Source organism: Paraburkholderia phymatum STM815 (genome assembly GCF_000020045.1).
GTDB classification, from domain to species: Bacteria; Pseudomonadota; Gammaproteobacteria; order Burkholderiales; family Burkholderiaceae; genus Paraburkholderia; species Paraburkholderia phymatum.
In genome coordinates, this window is record NC_010622.1 from 2,002,428 (window position 1) to 2,026,701 (window position 24,274).

Below are 24,274 nucleotides of genomic sequence, written 5' to 3' on the forward strand. Positions count from 1 at the left end.
ATTTCTCGTCAAGACGACGGAATTATATGAAAACTCTTTCTCCGCGCAAATCGGTATAAATGAGGGCAATCCCGTTCTCGAAGAACAAGATCAGCGGAGCCTTCCATGCATCCTTCAGCCGCCCCCAACACACGCGAATTCCCGACGGCCGAATCGCTCTCTTTTTACTGCGCGAGGCCCGCCGCGGGCGCCCTTGCGCAGCTGTGCACGGCCCTCGATGCCGCCTTCGACGCCTGCGCTGACGCGCCCGATCCGTCGCTGCATGCAGCGTTCGCCCGGGCGGTGCGCGCGGCGCTCGCCGAAGCAGCCGCCGATCCCGCCCTGCTCACGGATGAACAGCGTGAAGCGTCCACCGCGTGCTACCGGCGCCATCTGCTCGCCGCCGATCCGCTCGGTCGCTATGCGATCGCCGCACTCGTCTGGATGCCCGGCCAGGCCAGTCCGGTTCACGCGCATCACACGTGGTGCGGCTATGCGTTGATCGACGGCACGTTGACGGAAACGCGATACGAATGGCAGGCGGACAGCGATTGCGCGGCGCCCGTGCGCGAGCAATCGCGCGAACCGGGCGCCGTGTCGTTCACGCGCGCAGGACGCACCTGCATCCACCGGCTCGCCAACGGCAGCGACAAGGCCGCTGTCTCCCTGCATATCTACGGCGTTGCGGGCGAGCAGATCGGCACGCATGTGAACGACATCGTGCGCATCGCGGATACCGTGCGAGCCGTTGCTGCCTGATTGCGTATCCGTCCCGCCCGCATCAAATGAAGGGGCGTCTCGCCTGGCCGCGTGACGCCCTTTTCATTGTCGAAAACTCATCGCTTTCACGTCTTGCCACCGTCGCCCGCCGTCGGAATCTGCGGCGGCACGGAGGCCGTCTGTCCCGTCGACGGCGGCGCTGGACGCGGCTCGTGCGATACGTCGCGCGCCGGCGGCACGGGAGCACCCGTCTTCGGCCTGAACGGTGTCGTCGTGCCCGTCGCGGCTTCGCGCGCGTGCGCCCCATGCTGCGCGACGTCGTGCTGTGCGACATCTTCTTCCATCAGCGCTTCGCCGACTTCGTCGCCTCGTGACGTATGCACGCGCATCTGCGGCACAGGGATCTCGATGCCCGCTTCGTCCATCTTGCGCTTCAAACGCAGGTTGAACGCACGTGCCACGCTCCATTGCTGCAGCGGCCGCGTCTTGATCTGGCCTTTGACGACCATCCAGTTGGGATCGAAGCGATCGAGCCCCCAGACTTCGACAGGTCCGAGCATCTCGCGCCGGTAACGGAAGTCCGCCATCAGGTCCGCGCCGACAGCGCGAATCAGCTGCGTCACTTCATCGACATCGGCGGAGAACGGCACACGCACTTCGAACACCGCATACGCAAAATCGCGCGACAGGTTCTTCACGATCTTGATCTGCGAAAAAGGAATGGCGTGAATCGCGCCCTGGCCGTCGCGCAGACGCACCGTGCGGATCGACAGATATTCAACCGTGCCCGCATGGCCGCCGTCGATATCGATCCAGTCGCCGACCGAAATCGTGTCCTCGATGATAATGAAAAGGCCCGTAATCAGATCGCTCACCAGCGACTGCGCGCCGAAGCCAATCGCGAGACCGATCACGCCGGCGCCCGCCAGCAGCGGCGTCACGTTGATGCCGAGGTTCGCCGCCGTGACGATGCCCGCGATCGTCAGGATGGTCACGAACAGCACGTTGCGCACGAGCGGCAGCATCGTGCGTGCGCGCATGCTCGGGTTCTTCGACTTGTTGCGCGGGCTGCTTGGATTGACGGCTTCCTGAATCGCCGTATCGATCAGGATCCACACGAGCCACGACAAAAACACTGTGATGATAATTGCAGTGAGTGCGTGCGCGATGCCGCGCGCCGTCACGCTTTCCTCGATGATCTGCGCGAGCGACACATCCCACAGCCGCGCGGCGAACTCGAAATACGCGAGCCAGACGAACAGCGTAATCAGCGTGCCGACAAAGCGCAGCAGCCGCGTCAGATAGGGCGAGCGGCGTCGGCGTCGCGCGCTGCGCGGACGCGTCACGCGCAGCACGACGGCCGACAGAAAGAACGCCAGCACCAGCAGCAGCGCCGTCACGACGGAAATCTGCAACACATTCTCGCCGCTGCCGATACCGCCGATCGTCGCGATCACGGAGGCTGTCGCGAGCACCAGCATCGGCACGTGCCATAGCGAGGCGAGCACGTCGAACGCGTCGGTCGCGGCCTTGTGATCGTGACGCTGCTCGTATGCGCGATTGCGGATCAGATGCGCGACGGGACGCCGGAACGCCAGCGCAAAATAAGCGGTCAGCGCCGCCGCCGTCATGTTCGAAACCGTCGATACGAGCGCCGCGAGATTCGTGCCGAGTTCATGCGCGACATCGTAGTTGACGGCGGCATCGCCGAGCGCGCTGCAAATGCCGATCGCGAACAGCAGCCGCCGCCCCTGCTCGATCAGCACGCGCACGGCCGCGCGCCGATGCCCCGAACCGAACAGCGAGAACATGATCAGGCAGATCGCCGAGAACACCGCACCCGCGACGATCGCGTACGCGATCACCATCGCGATCGTGCGGCCGAGCGAATCGGGCATCGCACGCACGAACATCAACGCGGCGACGAACGCGACGATCCACGGACCCACGCGGCGCAGCGCGAAGATCAGCAGATCGCGCGTGGTGGGATTCGCATCCAGCCGTACGACGATGCCGAAGCGCGCGTGAATCCTGCGCTGCACATAGATGAGCGCCGCCGCGCACGCGCCCCATCCGGCGAGCACGGCGAACATGGTCAGCAGCACCTGGCCGAAGTGCTCGCGCCCCTGGCTCGTGACAATCGTGTAGATCTCGTTGCCCGCCGCGTTGAAGCGGCCGGACCAGTAATTGAGGGGAGAGCGGCCCTGATGCACGTCCGATTCGAACGACGCGATGCCCGCCGCGATCGCGCCCAGCAGCCCCGAACCGGGATTCGGCTGCGCGGTCACGGGCGGTCCGACCGTCTTCGACGCGTCGCGCAGCTTCTTCAGCTGCGCGACGAGCGCGGTGCGCTGGTGGTCGTTGTCGAGCGTGCTGATCACGCTGTCGAGCGATCTCGTCAGTTCCGCCTGGCTGGCGGGTGACGGCGCCGACGCCGCATCGGCTGCCGATGCGCCCGACGCGGGCGCAGCCGGCGACACCGTCGCGCTATTGATCAGGCTTTGCAGCGCCGGAATGACGGGTGTGCCGCTGGCGGCGCCGGCCGCATGTGCAGGGCCGGACAGGACAAGGCCGGCGCTGGCGAGTGCGAGCGATAGCCAGAGCGACGTGCAAAACGCATACGCGAACAGGCCCGCACGCAGCCGGTGCAATGATCGGGCTTGCGAAAAGAATCCGAAAACAATACGAAAACCGGCGTCAATCGCCAGCAGCCCGCCGGATGACGGCGCAGCCCGCGATTCACGCCGCGCAGGGCATGACTTCATGGCAATCCGTGACTGTGCAGCAACCGTTCAGGTTGCACGGGACGGGAGACGCCAAGTGTAGCGGGTGTCGTCGAGGGAAAACTCCCCGATGCGTAACCGAATGTTAGTGCACTTGCGCGGCGGCGTGCGAGCCGCTCCGGTGCGCCGTGCGGCGCTTGCCTTGCGCCTCACGGCGTTTGAAGCCGTTCAGTACGCAACCGTCGCTAGCTGATGAACGAAACGGCCCTGCTCCAGCTCGTCGACGAACGCGATCGCGTAGTCTTCGGCCGAAATGCGGCTGTTGCCCTGCGCATCGACGATCAGCGAGCCCGCGCCCGTACGGTACGTGCCCGTGCGCTCGCCCGGCGCGATCAGCGCGGCGGGCGCGAAGAACGTCCAGTCGAGATCGTTGGCCGCGCGCAGGATCGGGAGTGCGTCGCGGTGTGCGAGCGCTATCGCCTTGTAGGCCTGCGGGAAGCCGTCCGCATCGACGAGCTGCTTGCCGGGCGCCACTTCCAGCGAACCGGCGCCGCCCACCACGACCAGTCGTTTGACGCCTGCCGAGCGCGCGCCTTCGACGAGCGCGCGCGTCGCGTTGCCGATCAGCGCGACATCGTCCATCGGCGGCGCATACGCGCTCGCAACGACATCGTGCCCGCGCGCGCCCGCCGCGACGCTCGCGGCGTCGAGCACGTCCGCCTGCGCAGCCGTCAGGTTCGCGACGCCGCCCGGCACGCGGGCGGGATTGCGCGAGAACGCCGTCACCTGATGTCCGCGGCGCGCCGCTTCCGCTGCCACGCGCGAACCGATCATGCCCGTTGCGCCGAACAGCGCGATTTTCAGTGCCTTTTTCATGACAATGTTCCTTCCGCTTAAATGTAACTATATCGATTACATATTTGGTTAAAAAAAGACGGGGCGCCCGCCCCGTGCTTGCGCATGCTGCTGCGTTCAACCGTCCGCCGCCGCTTTGCGCTTGCGTTCGCGCGAACGTTCGGCGCGCACGACGTCCGCTGTCGCGTCCGCTAGCGTGCGCGACGCCAGCGACGCTTCGAGCGCCTGCTGCGCATCGCCGATGATGCCCGTCAGCACGGTCTGGATGTTGCGGCCGACCATGCAGGCGGGATTCGGCGTTTCGCGATGCATTGCAAACAGTTGCGCATCGTCGACGGCGCGGTAGATGTCGAGCAGCGTGATGTCTTCCGGCTGGCGCGCGAGCAGCGCGCCGCCGCCCGCGCCCAATTGCGATGAGGTCAGGCCCGCTTCGGCGAGCATCGCCAGCAGGCGCCGGATCAACACCGGATTCGTGTTCACGCTTCCCGCGATCAGGTCCGACGACAACGGCACGCCTTCCTGCAACGACAGCAAGGCGAGCACATGAACCGCAAAGGCAAATCGGCTACTCGTATTCACAGCGCGGGACCATCCGATACGCATGAGACGCACACTACGTCCCGGCGGCGATGTGTAATCATCATAGTTACACTTAGCACGCCGGTCAAGCGCACACTTATTTGTCCATCTGCTTCTGGGCGTCGCCCGCGTCGGATGGTGCGGACTGCGAGTTCGTCGATGCCTCGCTCGACCATTGCTGCAGCTTGCGCCCCGCCGATTCGAGGCCCGCGCCCGTCGAACTCACCGCCTTGTTGACGGCGGCGTTTGTCGCGCTGGCCGCGCCTTGCAGATTGGCCTGCGCCTGCGACGCGAGATCGCCCGGGCTGACATTGATGGTCGGGCCGGACGCGGCCGCATCGAGATTCTGTTGCGCGGTCGCCTTCGCGGCGTCCACCTGTGCGCCGACATAACTCGCGGCCTGATCGAGTTTCTGGCTGGCTTGCTGGGCGACGTCGTCGAGCTTCGGGGGCGTCTGGCCCGCCGATGCATCGTTCTTCTGGCAGGCAGCGAGGCCTGCGAGCAGCGCGGCGGCGAAGATCGTCGAGCGGATCAGCGGATGACGTGAAAGTGGTTTCATGCTGGTCATTGAGCCGCATCGAGCGGCTTCGTCTTGCGAAAACGCCTCAATGATACGCTGTTGCGCGTCCTGGGCGCCTCCGTGTGCGACGCATCGCGCGACGGGAACACCTTCGCCATACTGTCAACGATGCTGGGGTAGACTTCCGACGTTCGACGTATTCCCTCAACCAGTGGAGGCATGCGATGGCAGCAAAGAAGATTCTGTTCCTGACGGGCGACTTCGCCGAGGATTACGAAACGATGGTGCCGTTTCAGGCGCTGCAGGCAGTCGGCCATGCCGTCGACGCCGTCTGTCCCGGCAAGCGCGCGGGCGAGCGCGTGAAAACGGCAATCCACGATTTCGAGGGCGACCAGACGTACACCGAAAAGCCCGGTCACCTGTTCGCGCTGAACGCGACGTTCGACGAGATCGATCCTTCGCGATACGACGCGCTTGCGATCGCTGGCGGCCGCGCGCCCGAGTATCTGCGGCTCAATCCGAAGGTGATCGACGTCGTGCGTCAGTTCGCCGAAAGCAACAAGCCGATCGCGGCGATCTGTCACGCCGCGCAGTTGCTCGCCGCCGCCGACGTGATTCGCGGCAAACGCATTGCTGCCTATCCGGCCTGTGCCCCTGAAGTGAAGCTCGCGGGCGCCGACTACGCTGACATTGCCGTCGACGCCGCGATCACCGACGCGAACTTCGTCACCGCGCCCGCCTGGCCTGCCCATCCCGAATGGCTGCGCCAGTTCTTCGTCCTGCTGGGCACGCGCATCGAGTTGTGACGCATCCGAAGGACCGGCCGATGTCCGGCCCGTCACGTCGTGCAGTTTGAGACTTTTCCGATTTCACCGATGCATAGGGCCTTCTAAAGTCGCGCGTTGACTTCAGGAGGCTCTACCATGAATCTGACCAACTGGGTGATCATTCTCGCCGTCGCGCTGATTTCGCTGACATTCTTTTGCTCGCGCGCCCCGGCCAGCTGGTCAATCGATAATCGCGCGCGGCGCTTCACGGGCACGCGCCTGCTCGCGCAAGCCGTCCTGTCGTTCTGGAGCGCACTGCTGATCGTCGTGCGCGGCCTGTTTGCGCTCGATGCACGCACGATTCACATCGCGCCCGCGATCATCTTCGCCGGCGCTCTGGTTCTCATCGCCGCAAGCTGTTACTGGTCGATCCGCGGCCGCAGGCTGCTGAAGCCACGCCGCCTGTTTTCTGCTCCCTGAAAATTTCCGCGACCCGGCCGGGCGCGGCGGCACAATCCTGCTAGCGGGCGTCGGCCCGCAAGGTCTGCGCGTTGGCTGTCGTCGCCGTGTCGTGCGCTTCGTCGCGTCCTTGGTCCGGCATTTCGCCGCGCTCGGCGTCGTGCGACGGCGCCGCCGCGTCGGGCAACGACAGATAGAACGTCGTACCCACATCCTCCGTCGACTCAGCCCACACGCGGCCGCCGTGCCGCTCGACCATCCGCCGCACCAGCGCAAGCCCGATGCCCTCGCCTGACGCGACATTGCCGTGCAGGCGCTGGAACGCATTGAACAGGCGAGGCATCGCGACCTCTGGAATACCGAGGCCGTTGTCCTTCACATAGAAAATGCGCAGCGTCTGCACCCCGGGCGGCGCGGGCGCCGTGCCGATTTCGACGATGCCCGTACGTTCCGGACTCAGATAATTGATCGCGTTGCCGATCAGGTTCGCGAACACCTGTTCGAGCGCTGTCGGGTCGCCCCACACGGGCGGCAGCGGCTGAACGATCACGCGCGCGCTGCGGTCGCGGATGGTGGCCTGCATTGCGTCGACAACCCGCTGCACGATGTCGCGCACATCCACCTGCTGCCTGCGATACTCGACACGGCCGACGCGCGACAGCCGCAGCAGCGCATCGATGATGTGCGATGCGCGCAGCACGGCTGTCTGCAGGAAATGCAGCGCTTCGCCGATCTCCTCGTCGATCAGCCGCTCGACATGCCGCCGCTGCTGCGCAGACAGTGACGCCTGACGCAATGCCGTGCGCAGATCGTCGCACGCATGGATCAGTTCCTTCGAAAAACCTTGCAGATTGACGAGCGGCGCACGCAGGTCGTGCGACACGCTGTAAATGAAGGTCTCGTTTTCCTGCGTCTGCTGACGCAGCGTTTCGTTGGTTTGCGCGAGTTCTGCGGCACGACGGCCCAGATCGGACTGGAAGCGCGCCTGCTGGCGCTCCGCTTCGAGCAAGCGCCGGCTCGCGACATGCAGCGTCAGATCGAGCCGCGCGATCTCATCGTTACCGCGTGTAAGCGGCGCGAGCGGCTCGTTGCTCGCGAGCCGGCTGGCGTTGTCCGTCAGCAACGCCAGCCGGCCACGCACACCGCGCGCGAAGAGCCAGAATGCGATGGCGACGAATGCCAGCGAGCCAATCACGGCCGCGACGATCAGCGATTGCTGCCGCTCACGCGCCGCCGCGGCCTGAGCCGAGCGCACCGAGTCGAGCAGGCGCTCTTGCGCCTGGAACGCGGCGATCTGCGTGCGAAAGCTGTCGAGCACGTCGGTTGCCGCCAGATCGCGAAAACGCTGCAGGACATCTTGCCGCCGACGGGAATGAAGTAGATCTTGCACCCGGTCCGACCATTGCCGGTATGCCTGCACGGATTGGCGGATCTGCGCGGCGCGCTCGACCTGGGCGGGATTGTCAGCAACCAGTTCGGCGAGGCGATCGATGCGCCGATCGACGTCCATCCAGAACGTGACGGGCGTCGAGACATCGAGCGAGCCGCTCACCGCCGCGCCGCGCAGCCGCACGGACTGGAGCAGCACGGGAGCCAGGATGTTGGCCGTCTGAAGCAGCACATCCTCGCTGTGCATGCTCCAGCGCTCGGCCTGCTCGGCGTCCGCCTGCGCCCTGACCAGCCCCGACAGCAATGCGAGTTCGAAGACGGCGGGGATGGCAATCAGAAGCAGGCCTTTGGTCGTCAGTCTCATGCGCGCGCCGGGGGTAGTCGGAAGCCGGCGGGTCGCGCCGGGACGGCACATTATGTCGGCGATTGCCGCCATTGACAAAAACGGTTCCGACGTGGGCCTTCGCCAAGCCGGTGCAATGCCGCACTCCGTCCTTTTCCCGTGACGCGTCAAACGCAGTGTTATGTATTCGTAGGGACGTATTAAGGAAATCACAGGCTTGTGCCCTGATTTGGATGGTGCAATGCCCCACGGTGCACATAAACGCACGTGTTAGGTGCATACGGCACCGTATTGCGTCAGCGTAGCCGGCAGACGATTCTTAATGTGACCTGCGTCGCCCCCATTCCAGTGCGGACCCGCACCGACAGAACGCGACATTGCATCCATTTGGCCCATTTCTTGCGTTCCATGCCCGCTTTTCGCGCATCGCAGGATCCTACACGGATGGACAATCTAAAAACGGGCACCGATACTCTCTTCCTTCTACTCGGCGCGGCGATGGTGCTAGCCATGCATGCGGGGTTCGCGTTTCTCGAACTCGGCACGGTGCGCAAAAAGAATCAGGTCAACGCACTCGTGAAGATACTGGTCGACTTTTCGGTGTCGACCCTCGCCTACTTCTTCATCGGCTACACCATAGCCTACGGCGTGCAGTTCTACGGCAGCGCGGAGACGCTCTCCCAGCACAACGGCTATGCGCTCGTGCGCTTCTTCTTCCTGCTGACCTTCGCGGCGGCCATCCCCGCGATCGTCTCGGGCGGCATCGCGGAGCGCTCGAAGTTCAATCCGCAGCTCTTCGCGACCTTCGTGCTGGTCGGCTTCATCTATCCGTTCTTCGAAGGCATCGCGTGGAACGAGCGCTTCGGCATCCAGGCGTGGATCGCACAGACGTTCGGCGCGCCGTTTCATGACTTCGCCGGCTCCGTCGTGGTGCACGCGTTCGGCGGCTGGGTTGCGCTGCCTGCCGTCATGCTGCTCGGCGCGCGCCACGGCCGCTATACGCGCGACGGACGCATCGCCGCCCATCCGCCGTCGAACATTCCGTTCCTCGCGCTCGGCGCGTGGGTGCTGGCCGTCGGCTGGTTCGGCTTCAACGTGATGAGCGCGCAGACGATCGACAAGATCAGCGGGCTCGTCGCCGTCAACTCGCTGATGGCAATGGTCGGCGGCACGCTGACCGCGTGGCTCGCCGGCCGCAACGACCCGGGCTTCACCTACAACGGTCCGCTAGCCGGACTCGTGGCCGTGTGCGCCGGCTCCGACCTGATGCATCCGCTCGGCGCGCTGGTGACGGGCGCCGTCGCGGGCGGGCTGTTCGTGTACATGTTCACGACCGTGCAGAACCGCTGGCGCATCGACGACGTGCTCGGCGTCTGGCCGCTGCATGGCCTGTGCGGCGCGTGGGGCGGCATCGCGGCGGGTATCTTCGGCCAGCACGCGCTGGGCGGTCTCGGCGGCGTGTCGCTCACGGCGCAGCTGGTCGGCACGCTCGGCGGCATCGTGTTCGCGACGCTCGGTGGCACGATCGTCTACGGCGCGATCCGGCTGACGGTCGGCCTGCGCATCGACCAGGAAAACGAATACAACGGCGCCGACCTGTCGATCCACAAGATCACGTCGACGCCGGAGCGCGAAACGGTCGGCTGACGGGCTTTGCGCGGTGGGCCCACGCCGTGGCGGCCGCCCACCGCTGCGCGGCCGCGACGCCCCGTGTAAGCTCGCGTTCCAGGGATCGGCCCCCGCCACCGGCGAGCCGCCGGTTCCTTATACGATCGCACGCGCCGGTGTTAGACTTGCGCGCGCCGGAGATGGCATTCTCCTTAACCGCCCTCGTGGCTGATGATGCCTGCTTCGCCCGGAAGCTGCGGACGTTGCAGTGTCACGCTCCGCCGCAGCCCGGTTCGTCGACGTTTGGCTTTCCAGGCTTGCTCATGTATCTGTCCATCCTTGCCGTCGGCATCGGCGGCGCGCTCGGTTCGCTGTTCCGCTGGTTTCTCGGTCTGCGCCTCAATGCATTGTTCCCGGCGCTGCCGCTCGGCACGCTCGCATCCAATGTGATCGCCGGCTACATCATCGGCGCGGCGGTCGCGTACTTCGGGCGCAATCCGCAGATCGCGCCCGAATGGCGCCTCTTCATTATCACGGGCCTGATGGGCGGCCTGTCGACGTTCTCTACCTTTTCCGCCGAAGTCGTCCAGCATCTGCAGCAAGGCCGGCTCAACTGGGCGGCGGGCGAGATCGCGATTCACGTGACGGCCTCGGTGATCGCGACGGTACTCGGCATCACGACGGTCGCCGTTGTGACGCGCTGACGTCTGCGGCCCGTCCACACCGAGCGAAGTCGTCGTCCGTGCATGCGACACGCGCAACGATGACCGACACCCGCCGTTCATCGAAAGATCATGGCTCAGCGTTGCCGCGCGCGTATCGCGTGGCTGTATCATCGTCGTCATATGCGGCGGGCAGTGTGCCGACCATCGTGCACTCGCCGCGACAGACGGCATGAGCCGGGCGGCGTGCGAAGCGCCCGCTTCGCACGCATGCCATACAAGCCAGCCGGGGACCTCTTGAAGTACAGATATCTTTCGCGTCGTGCGCTCCACCCGCTGCAGCGTAGTGCAGAGGAGTTGTCTTTTGCGTTTTCGGAGCTGCTCGCGCAGCCGCTCAGCCGACCCGAAGCGGCCGCTCGTTTCGAGCACCTGTGGAACGAAGTCAACGACGCCGCGCAGTCGTGCGTCGACAGCGACGCCGCCTTCTCGTACATCGCGCTGCTGCAAAGCATGGATCAGCGCTGGCGGTTTCTGCGATCGATGAACTAGCGGGCGAGAGGACCATGCCCTCCCCTCAGTGCGTCGACCAGCAGAGCACCGCGCAAGCGTGACCGCCCCGCTCCGCCGACGAGATCGAAAGGGACTTCCTGGATCTGATGATGTCGGGCATTCCGTCCGACATCGCGCACGACAAGTTCGAGCGCCTGTGGGATGAAACGGATGCGCTTGCCGCATCGACGATGATCACGTCGCAAGCGCTTCCGTACATTGCGCTGCTCAAACGCATGCATGCACATTTCGCCGGGCGCTACCCGCGCCGTTCGGCATAAGCGCGGCCGGGATCGAACGCAGCGGCGGCACACGCGGCCCGTCTCGGCATCGCGGTTTCGAATTACGACTTCGCGGGACGTCCCGTCTTCACGGCTTCGAGTTCCTGAACGGCCGCGACAAGCCGCCTGGCGGGCGAAACGGCCAGCAGGTTCAGGCCCGCGCGCAGCAACTCGCTCTTCTTTACGGAGAGGCCGGCGTCGAGGCAGCGCTGCTTGAGTTCGGCGATCTTCGCATAGTCGGACTTCGGCATCGTGAAGCTGTCGCGCACCACCTTTTCCTTCTCCTTCTTCCCGCGCGGCTTTTTGTCTTCGTCAATTGCGGACGCCGATGCAGACTTCGTGCTCTTCACGGCGTTCGCTTGCTTCGGCGGCTTGACCGCCTTGGACGGCTTTGCCGGCTTTGCGGTGGAGGCGGACCTGGCGTCGCTCGCTGGCACGGCAGCCTTTTCAGCCTTCACGCTACTGACCTTCTTCGCGGCCCGTGGCGCTTTTACCGTCTTCGCTGCCTTCGGCGCTTTCGCCGCTTTGGCAGCTTTGGCAGCTTTCGGCGTCGCGTCTGCAGTGTCGCGCGCGTTCGCCGCGGCTTCAGCTTCCGTCGATCCTTGCTTCGGCTCGGCTGCCCCCACTGCCTTCGCAGACGGCTTCTTCGCTTCGGCGGCCGGCTGCTTTGCGCTCTTCGGGAAGTGGAAAGCCTTCTTGGTCGGTTCCTTGATTCGTGGCGTGCTCATGTCGATCTCTCGTTAACGGTATAAACAGTATATACGGTTTTTGGGTCGACAATTCCACCACATCGCCCCGGGCGTGGCAGCCGGCGTTTTCGACGAGGCCCCCGCGCCTCCAGACCTAAGCTTTTTTCAGCAGACGGACGGCCTCCCGCTGACGCTGTTTGCGACGCCTTTTCAGAAACGTGAGCGCCTCGTGCGCTTCTTCCTCGCTGGCGAACAGGTGCATGTTTTCGCGCAGCAGCGCAACGCTGGCGATCACGTCGTTGAGTTCGCCGAAGCACTGCTGCATATTCTTGAGATGCTTGAGCGTGTGTTCATGCGAGGTGCCGGCGAGCGCAGGACCGAAGAATTCGATCAGATAGCGCACCCGTTTGCCGGATTTGCGCACGTCATGCAGCGATTCATCATCGGCGCGTTTTGCGCGCGACGCCTTGCGCATGCGCTTGCGCAGCGCTTTTTCAGCGACGCGTACGCGCGCGGCGGCGAACTTCTGCAATGCATGCCGCTCGGGCGCGGTGTTCAGTTCCTTCGATGTCCTCGCAAGCGCGTCGTGCAGCACGCTGCGGATGTCAGCATTGATCAGCGTTTCGCGGCTCGTGGCGAGAGCGCGCTCGCGTGCTTCGTGCAGGCTGGCGGGCACCTCGTGCAGATAACTGCTTGCGCCCGATTCATCTTTTGCGTTTGTCAGCAGTTCGAGCAGAATGTCCCAGTCGCGTGTGCGCCCGGCGGCGTCGGCGAGAAAACGATACAGCGCGCGCTGACGTGTGTTTTCGGTCTTGTCGAGCAGCGGCCGGTACGCCCACCACAGCGAGCGCAGACGCCGCAGCGCGACGCGTAACTGGTGCAGGGATTCGGGAGACGCCTCGGCGTGGATGGATGCATTCTGAGCGAGCGCTTCGTCGACGAGCGGCGCCGCGAGCGCGGCGAACGTCGATTCCGCTTGCGCCCCATCGCCCAGTGCGGCGATTTCGTGCGTGCGATCGTCGTCTTTCATGGGGCCTCGTATCGGGAGCGACAGAAGATGCCATGCGATGCATCGACCGATGCAGAGGACATCATACGCTTTCCACATCCGACAAAACCGCGATTCCCGAGACTGCGCCTGTTTATCCTGCGGCAGGGCCGCCCTTGGGAACGTCGCCAGATACATCACGAGACAGGAGTCCTCGCTCACCACCCGCACGCAGTTGCCCGGAAGCCTCGACGCGCGCATCTCTGCCAGCTTGACGCGTAGTGCTTGAAGTTTTTGCCTGCACGCATGCGTCCGGCGCTGCGGGCGCGATCGGGACGAACTCGAACGCGCCAACGTCATCCGGATGCACGGCCTTTGCATCGGCAAGCGCGCGTCGCGCCTCGATGATCCCCTTCGGCGCGCTCAGCGAGAAGTAGCGCGACAGCTCGCGGCTTACGTCGTCTTCGTCGATCTGGAATTTGTAAAACACTCACGCGGCAAGGTCGAAAGCGAATGCATCGCCGCGCGATGCCCATGCCGGGCGCACACGTCGCACACAGATAATCGAGCGTGCTCGCATCGCCGACACACGCCGTTCTAACGCGGCGGAATCCGGACCCGCGGACATGCAGCGTAACGACGTTCCCTCCCGCGAAGAGGATTCGCATTGCCGCGCACCGACCGCCGTTGACGCGCGGTATCTACCCTGCCCGGCGAGGACCGCGCCATCGGGATCACGCCTGATGACGGCGAGAAGCCGCCGACGCGACGCCCGACGAAAACGTCCACAGGCACGCGGGATGCGCATCCGCATCCGTGGACTTCCAAAGGAGGAAATCATGACCACACTTGACCCGAAAATGAACCAGGCAGGTACCGGCGCAGGGATCGTCGGCGGTGGCGTGGGCGAAGGTCCGGGGCCTGAAGTGATGGCCGCGGCAACGCTGGATGGCAACAAGGTCATCTCGTCGGATGGAGAACATGTCGGCAAGATTTCGGACATCATGCTCGACGTGCGCAGCGGACGCATCGCGTATGCAGTGCTGTCCGAGGGCGGCTTCCTCGGCATGGGCAGCAATCTGCACGCGATCCCGTGGAGCGCGTTGACACTCGATACCGACGAGAAGGTGTTCCGCGTCGATATCACTGCGCAACGTATCAAGGACGAACCGGGCTTCGACAAGGATCACTGGCCATCCATGGCCGATGAGACCTGGGGTACGCAGATGCATCAGTACTACAACCGCGACCCGTACTGGATGTCGAGTTCGGTCGATCCCGACGTCACGCGCGGCCGGGAGCTCTGATGTCGAGTGCGGTACACACGCCGGCGTAGCGCTGCCGGCTTTTCCTTCCTAGACGCTCATGCCGGCGGCCGTCACTTTCTGACGGCCGCCGCGCTTCGTTTGGCCGGTGCGCGTACTATCCGGGTTTAACGCCGCGACTCCTGAATGCCCACCGTCACGCACTACCCGCACGCTCGCGCTCCTCGTCGTGACGACGGCGCTTCGCCAGCCAATCCAATCGCCGAAAAAAAAGGCGCCACGTTACCGTGGCGCCTTCAAAAAGTTCTAGCCATTCCGAGGGCCGTGCTAGAACCTGAGAGACGGTACTGAAAGCGATGCAGAAAATTGGAGTTTCGAAGCGCTGGCTGCGTACGCCCGCCACGTGGGCGCGGCGGATTTGACGCGCGCCGCGCGCGTCGTTTTACTGACAATGGCGGCGCACTTTCGAAATATAGTTCCATTTTTTATGGTAATGCTGACTAAGTCAAGCAAAATTTAATCGCCTCAGGAGGTGCAAAAGTTACATTCCTATACAATGAATGATCGTAAGAAAAAAGGACTTAGGCCTTTCTGAGAGAAGGTCTTAGAGCGCTCCGGATACGTCTGTGCCGCTGCGCGCGTTTCACAATATTGAAATAGCGTTTCATAAAAACCACATGAACCAGTCATCGACGCGCCCCGTCGCCGGCGATGCCGCGAAGGAAAAGGACGGCTCGGGCGACGAAGTCACCGCGCTCGCCCGCGGCCTGACGGTACTGCGAAGGATAGCGGCCGCCGACGCCCCGCTGTCCAACCGCGAGCTGACCGAACTGACGGGCATTCCGAAGCCGACCGTCTCCCGCATCACCGCGACCCTGGTCAGCGCCGGGTTCCTGTTCCGTTTGCCCGACAGCGAGCGCTTCGTGCTTACGTCGTCGGTGCTGGAACTGAGCAACGGCTTTCTGCGCAACTTCGACATACGCGCGCGCTCGCGCCCCTTTCTGATCGAACTGGCCGAACGCACGTCATTGTCCGTGCATCTTGCCGTGCGCGACCGGCTCGACATGGTCGTCATCGACGCCATCAAGCCGCGCTCCGCCGTGCTGGTGTCGCGCCTCGACGTCGGCTCGCGGATGGATCTGAGCCGCACAGCCGTCGGCCGCGCGTATCTCGCTGCGCTCGCCGAAACGGACCGGCAAAGCCTGCTGACGGGCCTGCAGGCAGCAGCGGGCGACGACTGGGGAAGCATCAGCGCCCGGCTCGACGCCGCGCTGCGCGAGACGACGGCACAAGGCTTCGCCATCGCGACGGGCGAATGGTACGAAGGGCTCAATGCGATCGCAGCCGGCTTCATCGGGCCTTCTGGCGAGCGCTACGCGGTCAACTGCGGCGGCTCGGCGCATCAGTGTCCGCGCGACTGGCTCATAGCGCGGGCGGCGCCCGCATTGCTCCAGACCATCGACAAGATCGTCCACGAGATCGGCGGGACACCTGGACGCCGGCTCGACACCTGACATCTCATGCCGCGCTTCCAGGCCCGCCTAAAAGTGCCCACGCATCGCGCGACGGGTTCGTGACACATCGCTAATGCACGCCTTACGGACGCGCGGATTTCGTGTAACCGTCGTAATCCGCCGAAAAATACGCCGCTGGACTGTGACTCGGCCCGGGACGTAGCATCATGCTTTCCCGCGTGCCCGGGAAAGCCGTGCCCGCCTCCTGCGTGTCCGTCGAAGCGTTTGCACTGGCAGCGCAATAGACAACGAAGCGCAACGGCGCGAGCGTCAGTGCGGCCAACTGGGAGAAGCCGTCAACCATGCGGGCAACGCCTGCCGCCATCGCAGCCGGCGCCACGTCACGGACATCTCGATGAGCCATCGCATCAATTTGCATCGCCCAGGCATGCGCTATCGACGGAACCGGCGTGCAGTACGCAGCCACGGCGCGCGCCGAACGTTTGCTTCATTTCAAGCCAGCCACTGATCGAACCGATGGACGAACAAAAAAAGCAGCCTGAATCATCACGCCACACCGAACCCGCCAGCCCGTCTCCCGGGCGCGAACCGGGGCCTGGTGCCGTCAAGCGCCATCGCGGACGTACGATCGCGTTGATCGTCGCCGTCATGCTGTTCGCGGGCTTCGTGCTGCTGCGCTGGCATCCGTGGAACGCAAGCGCGGACGGCGCGAGCGCGGCGGCGGCGGGCGCAAGCGGCGTACAGGCGGGACGCGCCGGACGACGTGGCAGCGGGCCCGGCGGCGGCATGAACCAGCCGCAACCCGTACACGTGGCGGCCGCGACGCAAGGCGAAATGCCCGTCGTGCTGAACGCGCTCGGAACCGTCACCCCGCTCGCCAACGTCACCGTACGCACGCAGTTGTCGGGCACGCTGCAGACGGTCGCGTTTCAGGAAGGCCAGATGGTCAAGCGCGGCGATCTGCTTGCGCAGGTCGACCCACGTCCGTATCAGATCAGTCTTGCGAATGCCGAAGGCACGCTCGCCAAGGACATCGCGCTGCTGCAAACTGCCCGTCTCGATCTGAAGCGCTATCAGACGCTCCTCTCGCAAGACTCAATCGCGAGCCAGCAGGTCGATACGCAGGCGTCGCTCGTCAAGCAGTACGAAGGCCAGGTCAAGGCTGACCAGGCGAATATCGACACCTTCAAACTCGATCTCACCTACGCGCGCATCACGGCGCCCGTATCGGGCCGCGTCGGTCTGCGTCAGGTCGATGCCGGCAACTACGTGACGCCGAGCGATACGAACGGCGTCGTCGTGATCACGCAGTTGCAACCGATCAGCGTTATCTTCACCACTTCCGAAGACAACCTGCCCGCCATCCTCAAGCAGTTGCGCACGGGCCAGAAGATGTCGGTGACGGCCTACGACCGCAGCAACACGACCTCGCTCGAAGCGGGCTATCTGGAAACGCTGGACAACCAGATCGACACGACGACGGGCACCGTAAAGCTACGCGCCACGTTTCAGAACAACAGCGGGCTGCTGTTCCCGAATCAGTTCGTCAATACGCGCCTGCTCGTGAACGTGGTGAAGGACGCGGTGATCGTGCCGACCTCGTCGGTGCTGAACGGCTCGATGGGTGCGTTCGTGTACGTCGTGAAGCCTGACAACACGGTGACGGTGCGCAAGGTCAAGGTCGGCCCCGTCGACGGCGAGCGCACCAGCATCGCGTCGGGTCTGCAGGTCGGTGAGCGCGTCGTGACCGACGGCTCGGACCGGCTGAAGGAAGGCGCAAAGATCACGATTCCCGCCGACCGTCCGCGCGGCGCGTCGGGTGCCTCGGGTGCGCACGCGGCATCGGGTGCTCCTCCCGCGGCGAACGCTAACGGCGCATCGGGCGCGCGGCGTCATCGACACGCGTCGCAGACGTCGGCGGAATAAGGCACGGCTGACCGCATGAATCCATCCCGCGCCTTTATTCTGCGCCCGGTCGGCACCGCCCTTCTGATGGCGGCGATCATGCTGGTCGGGCTCGTCGCGCTGCGCTTCCTGCCGCTGTCCGCGCTGCCCGAAGTCGACTATCCGACCATTCAGGTGCAGACCTTCTATCCGGGCGCGAGCCCGGACGTGATGACGTCGTCTGTGACGGCGCCGCTCGAACGCCAGTTCGGGCAAATGCCTTCGCTGAATCAGATGTCGTCGCAAAGCTCGGCCGGCTCGTCGATCATCACGCTGCAGTTCAGTCTCGACCTGCCGCTCGACATCGCGGAGCAGGAAGTCCAGGCGGCCATCAACGCAGCGGGCAACCTGCTCCCGTCCGACCTGCCTGCGCCGCCCATCTACGCGAAGGTCAACCCCGCCGACGCGCCCATTCTCACGCTCGCGATCACGTCGAAAACGCTGCCCCTCACGCAGGTGCAGGACCTGGCGGACACGCGCCTCGCGCAGAAGATCTCGCAGGTGGCGGGCGTGGGTCTCGTGAGCCTGTCGGGCGGCCAGCGCCCTGCCGTGCGCATCCAGGCCAATCCACGCGCACTGGCGTCGTACGGCCTGAATCTCGACGATCTGCGCACCACCATCTCGAACCTCAACGTCAACACGCCGAAGGGCAATTTCGACGGCCCGACGCGCGCGTACACGATCAACGCGAACGACCAGCTGACGGACGCCGACGCGTACAAGTCGGCCGTGGTCGCATACAAGAACGGCCGCCCCGTCATGCTGACGGACGTCGCGACCATCGTCGCCGGCGCGGAGAACACGAAGCTCGGCGCGTGGGTCGACAGCACGCCCGCCATCGTCCTGAACGTGCAGCGCCAGCCGGGCGCGAACGTTATCCAGGTGGTCGACAGCATCAAGAAACTGCTGCCCACGCTGCAGCAGTCGCTGCCCGCCGCGCTCGACGTGCAGGTGGTCACCGACCGCACCACGACGATCCGCGCGTCCGTGCGCGACGTGCAGTTCGAACTGCTGATGTCGGTCGTGCTGGTCGTGCTCGTGATGTATCTGTTCCTCGCGAACCTCTACGCGACCATCATCCCGAGTCTGTCGGTGCCGCTGTCGCTGATCGGCACGCTCGCCGTGATGTATCTGTGCGGCTTCTCGCTCGACAATCTCTCGTTGATGGCGCTCACCATCGCAACCGGCTTCGTGGTCGACGACGCGATCGTGATGATCGAGAACATCGCGCGCTATGTCGAAGAAGGCGACCCGCCGCTGGAAGCCGCGTTGAAGGGCTCGAAACAGATCGGCTTCACGATCATCTCGCTGACGGTCTCGCTGATCGCCGTGCTGATCCCGCTGCTCTTCATGGGCGACGTGGTCGGGCGCCTGTTCCACGAGTTCGCGATCACGCTTGCGGTGACGATCGTGATTTCGGCCGTGGTGTCGCTCACGCTCGTGCCGATGATGTGCGCCAAGCTGCTGCGCCACACGCCGCCGAAGGAAAGCCACCGCTTCGAGGCACGCGCCCATGCCGCCATCGACTGGGTGATCGCGCGCTATGCGGTCGCGCTCGAATGGGTGCTGAACCGCCAGCGCTCGACGCTCGTCGTCGCGCTGCTCACGCTCGTACTGACGGCCGTGCTGTATGTCTTCATTCCGAAGGGCTTCTTTCCTGTGCAGGACACGGGCGTGATCCAGGCGATCACGCAGGCGCCGCAATCGGTGTCGTATGCGTCGATGGCCGAGCGTCAGCAACAGCTCGCAGCCCAGATCCTGAAGAATCCCAATGTCGAGAGCCTTACGTCGTTCATCGGCGTGGATGGCAGCAACATCACACTGAACAGCGGCCGCATGCTGATCAACCTGAAGCCGCGCGACGACCGCGACGCGACGGCGAGCCAGGTGATCCGCCAGTTGCAGCGCGACACCTCGCACATTCCGGGCGCGACGCTCTACATGCAACCGGTGCAGGATCTGACCATCGATTCGACGGTCAGCCCGACGCAGTACCAGTTCATGCTGACCGATCCGAACATCGACGAGTTCGCGACCTGGGTGCCGAAGCTGATGGAGCGTCTCGCGCAGTCGCCCGAACTCATCGACGTCGCGACCGATCTGCAGAACAATGGCCAGTCGGTGTACGTGGAAATCGATCGCGCTTCGGCGGCGCGCTACGGCATCACGCCAGCCACCGTCGACAACGCGCTCTACGACGCGTTCGGCCAGCGCATCATCTCGACGATCTTCACGCAGTCGAACCAGTACCGCGTGATCCTCGAAGCGCAGCCGCAAATGCAGCATTACACCGAGTCGCTGAACTCGATCTACCTGCCGTCGTCGACGTCGTCGGGCGGTCAGGTGCCGCTGGCTTCCATCGCGAGCTTCCATGAAAAGCCCGCGCCGCTGCTCGTCACGCACCTGAGCCAGTTCCCGGCCACGACGGTGTCGTTCAACCTGGCGCCGGGCGCATCGCTCGGCGAGGCCGTGAAAGCGATCCAGCAGGCAGAGAAGGACGTCGGCCTGCCCGCCTCGTTCCAGACTCGCTTCCAGGGTGCCGCGCTCGCGTTCCAGGCATCGCTGTCGAACGAACTGTTCCTGATTCTCGCCGCCATTGTCACGATGTACATCGTGCTCGGGGTGCTGTACGAGAGCTTCGTGCATCCCATCACGATCCTCTCGACGCTGCCCTCCGCGGGCGTCGGCGCGCTGCTGGCGCTGCTGCTCACGGGCCACGATCTCGACATCATCGGCATCATCGGCATCGTGCTGCTGATCGGCATCGTGAAGAAGAACGCGATCATGATGATCGACTTCGCGCTCGAAGCGGAACGCGAGCATGGCAAGCCGCCGCGCGAAGCGATCTATCAGGCGTGTCTGCTGCGCTTCAGGCCCATTCTGATGACCACGATGGCGGCGCTGCTCGGCGCGCTGCCGCTCATGCTCGGCACGGGCGCGGGCTCCGAACTGCGCCGGCCGCTCGGCATCGCGATCGCGGGCGGCCTGATCGTGAGCCAGTTGCTGACGCTGTTCACGACGCCCGTGATCTATCTCGGCTTCGACTCGATTGCGCGGCGCTTGCGTGCGCGCTTTCACCGTGACGGCCATCGCGACGGCCCCGCGCGTCCACCCGCCACCGACGCTGACGTTTGAGAAAGAGGCCGAAACGATGAATCTGTCGCGCCCCTTCATTCAGCGCCCGGTCGCCACGACGCTGCTCGCGATCGGCATTGCGCTATCAGGCCTGTTCGCGTTCGCGAGGCTGCCTGTCGCGCCACTGCCGCAAGTCGATTTCCCGACCATCTCGATTCAGGCGAGCCTGCCCGGCGCGAGCCCGGAGACGGTCGCGACCAGCGTGGCGAGCCCGCTCGAGCGGCATCTCGGCACGATCGCCGACGTCACCGAGATGACCTCGTCCAGTTCCGTCGGTTCTGCGCGCATCACGATGCAGTTCGGCCTGAACCGCAACATCGACGGTGCGGCGCGCGATGTGCAGGCGGCCATCAATGCGGCGCGCGCCGACCTGCCCGCAAGCCTGCGTTCGAACCCGACGTATCACAAGGTGAATCCCGCCGACGCGCCGATCCTGATTCTCGCGCTCACGTCGAAGACGATGACGGCGGGCCAGCTGTACGACTCGGCGGCGACCGTGCTGCAACAGTCGCTGTCGCAGGTGGACGGCGTCGGCGAGGTCGACGTGAGCGGCTCGGCAAATCCCGCCGTGCGCGTCGAACTGGAGCCGCAGGCGCTGTTCCACTACGGCATCGGTCTGGAGGACGTGCGCGCGGCGTTGGCGTCGGCGAACGCGAACAGCCCGAAGGGTTCGATCGAGTTCGGCCCGAACCGCGTGCAGCTCTACACCAATGACCAGGCGAAGAAAGCGTCGCAATACAAGGATCTCGTGATCGCGTATCGCGACGGCGCCGCCGTGCGTCTGTCCGATGTCGCGGAAGTGGTCGATTCCGTCGAAGATCTGCGCAACCTCGGCCTGATGAACAACGAGCGCTCGGTGCTCGTCATTCTGTACCGGCAGCCGGGCGCAAACATCATCGAGACGATCGACCGCGTGAAGGCAATGATTCCGCAACTGAAGGCATCGCTGCCCGCCGCCGTCGAAGTCACGCCGACGGCCGACCGCTCCACGACCATTCGTGCGTCGCTAAAGGACACGCAATACACGCTGATGATGGCCGTTGCGCTCGTCGTGATGGTCGTGTTCCTGTTCCTGCGCAACTGGCGCGCCACGCTGATTCCGAGCGTCGCCGTGCCCATCTCGATCATCGGCACGTTCGCGGCGATGTACCTGCTCGGCTTTTCAATCGACAACCTGTCGCTGATGGCGCTGACCATCGCGACGGGCTTCGTCGTCGACGACGCGATTGTGGTGCTGGAGAACATCGAACGGCACATCGAGAGCGGCATGCCGCGCATGAAGGCGGCGTTCGTCGGCGCGCGCGAGGTCGGCTTTACGGTGATGTCGATCAGCATTTCGCTGGTCGCCGTGTTCCTGCCCATTCTGCTGATGGGCGGCATCGTCGGGCGGCTGTTCCGCGAGTTCGCGCTGACGCTGTCGCTCGCGATCGGCATGTCGCTGATCGTGTCGCTGACGCTCACGCCGATGATGTGCTCGCGCCTGCTGTTCGAGCCGCACGAAAAGAAGGAAGAAGGCCGTTTCGCGCGCTGGCTCGAACGCGGCTTCAACTGGATGCAGCGCGGCTATGCCCGCACGCTCGGCTGGTCGCTGCGCCATCCGCTGCTGATCCTGACGGTGCTGCTGCTGACCATCGCGCTGAACATCTGGCTGTACATCGTCGTGCCGAAGGGCTTTTTCCCACAACAGGACACGGGGCGCCTCGTCGGCGGCATCCAGGCCGACCAGTCGACCTCGTTTCAGGCGATGAAAGTGAAGTTCTCCGAGATGATGAAGATCGTCCAGGCGAATCCTGCCGTCGACAGCGTGGTCGGCTTCACGGGCGGCCGGCAGACCAACTCGGGCTTCATGTTCGTGTCGCTCAAGCCGAAGGCCGAGCGCAAGATTTCCGCCGATCAGGTGATCCAGCAGTTGCGGGCACCGCTGTCCGACGTTGCGGGCGCGCGCACGTTCCTGCAGGCGGTGCAGGACATCCGCGTCGGCGGGCGGCAATCGAACGCGCAGTATCAGTTCACGCTGCTCTCCGACACCACGTCTGACCTGTACCAATGGACGCCGCGGCTGACAGAGGCGCTGCAAAAGCGCCCGGAACTGGCCGATGTCAATTCCGACCAGCAGCAAGGCGGTCTTGAGGCGATGGTGACGATCGACCGCGCGACGGCCGCGCGACTGAACATCAAGCCCGCGCAGATCGACAACACCTTGTACGACGCGTTCGGCCAGCGGCAGGTGTCGACTATCTACAATCCTCTCAACCAGTATCACGTTGTGATGGAAGTCGCGCCGAAATACTGGCAGAGCCCCGATATCCTCAACCAGGTCTGGATCAGCACGTCGGGCGGCAGCGCGAGCGGCGCACAGTCGACCAACGCGACGGCGGGCACGGTGACATCGGCGGCGACGTCGAAGGCGACGACGGGCGCCGCGGCGGGCACGACGGCGTCGAGTGCGGCGGCCATCGCGTCGGACGCCGCGCGCAACCTGGCGAACAACTCGATTGCATCGAGCGGCAAGTCGAGCGCGTCGACGGGCGCGGCCGTGTCGACGTCGAAGGAAACGATGATTCCACTGTCGGCGATCGCGAGCTTCGGTCCGGGCACGACGCCGCTCGCGGTGAATCACCAGAGCCAGTTCGTCGCGTCGACCATCTCGTTCAATCTGCCGCCCGGCAAGTCGTTATCGGATGCGACGCAGATCATTTACCAGACGATGGCCGAGATCGGCATGCCAGGGACGATCCACGGCAGCTTCCAGGGCACGGCGCAGGCGTTTCAGCAATCGATGTCCGATCAGCCGATCCTGATTCTCGCGGCGCTTGCGGCCGTGTATATCGTGCTGGGCATGTTGTACGAGAGCTACATCCATCCGCTGACGATCCTGTCGACGCTGCCGTCGGCGGGGGTCGGTGCGCTGTTGGCGCTGCTGCTGTTCAATACGGAGTTCAGCATCATTGCGTTGATTGCGGTGATATTGCTGATCGGCATTGTGAAGAAGAACGCGATCATGATGGTTGATTTTGCAATCGACGCGTCGCGCAAGGGTCTTTCTTCGCGCGATGCGATCGAGCAGGCCTGTTTGCTGCGGTTTCGTCCAATCATGATGACCACGTGTGCCGCGCTTCTCGGCGCGCTGCCGTTGGCGTTCGGGCGCGGTGAAGGAGCTGAACTGCGCGCGCCCCTCGGACTCGCTATTGTGGGTGGGCTGATTGTGAGCCAGATGCTGACGCTCTATACCACGCCCGTTGTTTATCTTTATATGGATCGAATCCGGGTTCGGTGGGAGGCCCGGCGTGGGCCGGGCCGGCGCGCGAAGGCGGTCGATGCGGGTTGAGGTTTTTTGTCTGCGA

22 protein-coding genes and 1 riboswitch are annotated in these 24,274 nt (G+C 64.5%); of the genes, 13 read left to right on the top strand and 9 right to left on the bottom strand.

From position 1 onward, the window contains the following. Nucleotides 1-105 precede the first annotated feature (105 nt). Nucleotides 106-738 (top strand): cysteine dioxygenase family protein, encoded by a 633-nt coding sequence (locus BPHY_RS08920; RefSeq protein WP_012401145.1) that lies wholly within the window; start codon nt 106-108, stop codon nt 736-738. A gap of 86 nt (nt 739-824) precedes the next feature. Here BPHY_RS08920 and BPHY_RS08925 read toward each other — a convergent pair whose 3' ends face one another. The 4 genes from BPHY_RS08925 to BPHY_RS08940 form a co-directional block, all read right to left on the bottom strand. Next, nucleotides 825-3,464, bottom strand: a complete 2,640-nt coding sequence (locus BPHY_RS08925) for a mechanosensitive ion channel family protein (protein WP_012401146.1) — start codon at nt 3,462-3,464, stop codon at nt 825-827. A 186-nt stretch (nt 3,465-3,650) separates the two neighbouring features. Then, a complete protein-coding gene (locus BPHY_RS08930) occupies nt 3,651-4,298 on the bottom strand; it encodes an NAD(P)-dependent oxidoreductase (protein ID WP_012401147.1) in 648 nt (215 codons plus the stop codon). A gap of 96 nt (nt 4,299-4,394) precedes the next feature. Continuing rightward, on the bottom strand, nt 4,395-4,856 hold the full coding sequence (locus BPHY_RS08935) for an Rrf2 family transcriptional regulator (RefSeq protein ID WP_041763884.1): 462 nt from the start codon (nt 4,854-4,856) through the stop codon (nt 4,395-4,397). A gap of 97 nt (nt 4,857-4,953) precedes the next feature. Further along, nucleotides 4,954-5,415, bottom strand: a complete 462-nt coding sequence (locus tag BPHY_RS08940) for a hypothetical protein (RefSeq protein WP_052306103.1) — start codon at nt 5,413-5,415, stop codon at nt 4,954-4,956. 185 nt (nt 5,416-5,600) lie between these two features. Here BPHY_RS08940 and BPHY_RS08945 point away from each other — a divergent pair, with 185 nt between their 5' ends. Both BPHY_RS08945 and BPHY_RS08950 read left to right on the top strand, forming a co-directional pair. Beyond that, the gene (locus BPHY_RS08945; RefSeq protein ID WP_012401150.1) at nt 5,601-6,182 is read left to right on the top strand and encodes a DJ-1/PfpI family protein; all 582 of its coding nucleotides are present in this window, start codon (nt 5,601-5,603) and stop codon (nt 6,180-6,182) included. A gap of 117 nt (nt 6,183-6,299) precedes the next feature. Continuing rightward, nucleotides 6,300-6,623: a hypothetical protein gene (locus tag BPHY_RS08950; RefSeq protein ID WP_012401151.1), complete on the top strand. Its 324-nt coding sequence runs from the start codon at nt 6,300-6,302 to the stop codon at nt 6,621-6,623. Nucleotides 6,624-6,663: 40 nt separating this feature from the next. Here the strand turns inward: BPHY_RS08950 and BPHY_RS08955 are convergent, their stop codons facing one another. Continuing rightward, nucleotides 6,664-8,355: a sensor histidine kinase gene (locus BPHY_RS08955; RefSeq protein ID WP_012401152.1), complete on the bottom strand. Its 1,692-nt coding sequence runs from the start codon at nt 8,353-8,355 to the stop codon at nt 6,664-6,666. A gap of 423 nt (nt 8,356-8,778) precedes the next feature. Here BPHY_RS08955 and BPHY_RS08960 point away from each other — a divergent pair, with 423 nt between their 5' ends. The 4 genes from BPHY_RS08960 to BPHY_RS08975 all read left to right on the top strand — a co-directional run bounded on the left by BPHY_RS08960 (nt 8,779) and on the right by BPHY_RS08975 (nt 11,434). Continuing rightward, nucleotides 8,779-9,981: an ammonium transporter gene (locus tag BPHY_RS08960; protein ID WP_012401153.1), complete on the top strand. Its 1,203-nt coding sequence runs from the start codon at nt 8,779-8,781 to the stop codon at nt 9,979-9,981. A 148-nt stretch (nt 9,982-10,129) separates the two neighbouring features. Further along, nucleotides 10,130-10,190: riboswitch (Fluoride riboswitch) on the top strand. Between the two features lie 75 nt (nt 10,191-10,265). Then, nucleotides 10,266-10,646: a fluoride efflux transporter CrcB gene (crcB, locus tag BPHY_RS08965; RefSeq protein WP_012401154.1), complete on the top strand. Its 381-nt coding sequence runs from the start codon at nt 10,266-10,268 to the stop codon at nt 10,644-10,646. A 315-nt stretch (nt 10,647-10,961) separates the two neighbouring features. Continuing rightward, nucleotides 10,962-11,153 carry a hypothetical protein gene (locus tag BPHY_RS08970; RefSeq protein WP_231516124.1) on the top strand — a complete coding sequence of 64 codons (192 nt, stop codon included), beginning with the start codon at nt 10,962-10,964 and terminating at the stop codon, nt 11,151-11,153. A 107-nt stretch (nt 11,154-11,260) separates the two neighbouring features. Then, complete coding sequence (locus BPHY_RS08975; protein ID WP_012401156.1) at nt 11,261-11,434, top strand: hypothetical protein; 174 nt, start codon at nt 11,261-11,263, stop codon at nt 11,432-11,434. 62 nt (nt 11,435-11,496) lie between these two features. Here the strand turns inward: BPHY_RS08975 and BPHY_RS43995 are convergent, their stop codons facing one another. Beyond that, entirely contained in the window at nt 11,497-11,703 is a 207-nt protein-coding gene (locus tag BPHY_RS43995; RefSeq protein WP_322789018.1) for a hypothetical protein, read from the bottom strand. Here BPHY_RS43995 and BPHY_RS44000 point away from each other — a divergent pair. Continuing rightward, a complete protein-coding gene (locus BPHY_RS44000; RefSeq protein WP_322789019.1) occupies nt 11,687-12,178 on the top strand; it encodes a hypothetical protein in 492 nt (163 codons plus the stop codon). The genes BPHY_RS43995 and BPHY_RS44000 overlap by 17 nt on opposite strands. 99 nt (nt 12,179-12,277) lie before the next feature. Here BPHY_RS44000 and BPHY_RS08985 read toward each other — a convergent pair whose 3' ends face one another. Both BPHY_RS08985 and BPHY_RS08990 read right to left on the bottom strand, forming a co-directional pair. Continuing rightward, nucleotides 12,278-13,153 carry a CHAD domain-containing protein gene (locus BPHY_RS08985; RefSeq protein WP_012401158.1) on the bottom strand — a complete coding sequence of 292 codons (876 nt, stop codon included), beginning with the start codon at nt 13,151-13,153 and terminating at the stop codon, nt 12,278-12,280. Nucleotides 13,154-13,265: 112 nt separating this feature from the next. After that, the gene (locus tag BPHY_RS08990) at nt 13,266-13,601 is read right to left on the bottom strand and encodes a hypothetical protein (protein ID WP_012401159.1); all 336 of its coding nucleotides are present in this window, start codon (nt 13,599-13,601) and stop codon (nt 13,266-13,268) included. Between the two features lie 349 nt (nt 13,602-13,950). Between BPHY_RS08990 and BPHY_RS08995 the strand changes: the two genes are divergently transcribed. Both BPHY_RS08995 and BPHY_RS09000 read left to right on the top strand, forming a co-directional pair. Then, nucleotides 13,951-14,418: a PRC-barrel domain-containing protein gene (locus tag BPHY_RS08995; RefSeq protein WP_041763888.1), complete on the top strand. Its 468-nt coding sequence runs from the start codon at nt 13,951-13,953 to the stop codon at nt 14,416-14,418. Nucleotides 14,419-15,053: 635 nt separating this feature from the next. Further along, nucleotides 15,054-15,890: an IclR family transcriptional regulator gene (locus tag BPHY_RS09000; RefSeq protein ID WP_012401161.1), complete on the top strand. Its 837-nt coding sequence runs from the start codon at nt 15,054-15,056 to the stop codon at nt 15,888-15,890. An 82-nt stretch (nt 15,891-15,972) separates the two neighbouring features. Here the strand turns inward: BPHY_RS09000 and BPHY_RS09005 are convergent, their stop codons facing one another. Continuing rightward, nucleotides 15,973-16,254, bottom strand: coding sequence for a hypothetical protein (locus tag BPHY_RS09005; RefSeq protein WP_157686521.1), 282 nt, complete (start codon nt 16,252-16,254; stop codon nt 15,973-15,975). A 113-nt stretch (nt 16,255-16,367) separates the two neighbouring features. On the opposite strand from BPHY_RS09005, the gene BPHY_RS09010 reads away from it, so the two are divergent. Genes BPHY_RS09010 through BPHY_RS09020 form a run of 3 tightly spaced genes read left to right on the top strand, consistent with a single transcriptional unit; the run spans nt 16,368 to nt 24,258 of the window. Then, on the top strand, nt 16,368-17,777 hold the full coding sequence (locus BPHY_RS09010; RefSeq protein WP_012401163.1) for an MdtA/MuxA family multidrug efflux RND transporter periplasmic adaptor subunit: 1,410 nt from the start codon (nt 16,368-16,370) through the stop codon (nt 17,775-17,777). Nucleotides 17,778-17,792: 15 nt separating this feature from the next. Then, the gene (locus BPHY_RS09015) at nt 17,793-20,930 is read left to right on the top strand and encodes an MdtB/MuxB family multidrug efflux RND transporter permease subunit (RefSeq protein WP_012401164.1); all 3,138 of its coding nucleotides are present in this window, start codon (nt 17,793-17,795) and stop codon (nt 20,928-20,930) included. Between the two features lie 16 nt (nt 20,931-20,946). Further along, entirely contained in the window at nt 20,947-24,258 is a 3,312-nt protein-coding gene (locus BPHY_RS09020) for an efflux RND transporter permease subunit (RefSeq protein WP_012401165.1), read from the top strand. Nucleotides 24,259-24,274: the final 16 nt, after the last annotated feature.

Bases quoted from the DNA above. Each gene is read 5' to 3' on its own strand.
- BPHY_RS08925 (WP_012401146.1), bottom strand. From the start codon at position 3,464: ATGAAGTCATGCCCTGCGCGGCGTGAATCGCGGGCTGCGCCGTCATCC.
- BPHY_RS09015 (WP_012401164.1), top strand. From the start codon at position 17,793: ATGAATCCATCCCGCGCCTTTATTCTGCGCCCGGTCGGCACCGCCCTT.
- crcB (WP_012401154.1), top strand. From the start codon at position 10,266: ATGTATCTGTCCATCCTTGCCGTCGGCATCGGCGGCGCGCTCGGTTCG.
- BPHY_RS08955 (WP_012401152.1), bottom strand. From the start codon at position 8,355: ATGAGACTGACGACCAAAGGCCTGCTTCTGATTGCCATCCCCGCCGTC.
- BPHY_RS09000 (WP_012401161.1), top strand. From the start codon at position 15,054: ATGAACCAGTCATCGACGCGCCCCGTCGCCGGCGATGCCGCGAAGGAA.
- BPHY_RS09020 (WP_012401165.1), top strand. From the start codon at position 20,947: ATGAATCTGTCGCGCCCCTTCATTCAGCGCCCGGTCGCCACGACGCTG.
- BPHY_RS08945 (WP_012401150.1), top strand. From the start codon at position 5,601: ATGGCAGCAAAGAAGATTCTGTTCCTGACGGGCGACTTCGCCGAGGAT.
- BPHY_RS08950 (WP_012401151.1), top strand. From the start codon at position 6,300: ATGAATCTGACCAACTGGGTGATCATTCTCGCCGTCGCGCTGATTTCG.
- BPHY_RS08930 (WP_012401147.1), bottom strand. From the start codon at position 4,298: ATGAAAAAGGCACTGAAAATCGCGCTGTTCGGCGCAACGGGCATGATC.
- BPHY_RS08995 (WP_041763888.1), top strand. From the start codon at position 13,951: ATGACCACACTTGACCCGAAAATGAACCAGGCAGGTACCGGCGCAGGG.
- BPHY_RS08975 (WP_012401156.1), top strand. From the start codon at position 11,261: ATGATGTCGGGCATTCCGTCCGACATCGCGCACGACAAGTTCGAGCGC.
- BPHY_RS08985 (WP_012401158.1), bottom strand. From the start codon at position 13,153: ATGAAAGACGACGATCGCACGCACGAAATCGCCGCACTGGGCGATGGG.
- BPHY_RS09005 (WP_157686521.1), bottom strand. From the start codon at position 16,254: ATGGCTCATCGAGATGTCCGTGACGTGGCGCCGGCTGCGATGGCGGCA.
- BPHY_RS09010 (WP_012401163.1), top strand. From the start codon at position 16,368: ATGGACGAACAAAAAAAGCAGCCTGAATCATCACGCCACACCGAACCC.
- BPHY_RS08920 (WP_012401145.1), top strand. From the start codon at position 106: ATGCATCCTTCAGCCGCCCCCAACACACGCGAATTCCCGACGGCCGAA.
- BPHY_RS08960 (WP_012401153.1), top strand. From the start codon at position 8,779: ATGGACAATCTAAAAACGGGCACCGATACTCTCTTCCTTCTACTCGGC.
- BPHY_RS08940 (WP_052306103.1), bottom strand. From the start codon at position 5,415: ATGAAACCACTTTCACGTCATCCGCTGATCCGCTCGACGATCTTCGCC.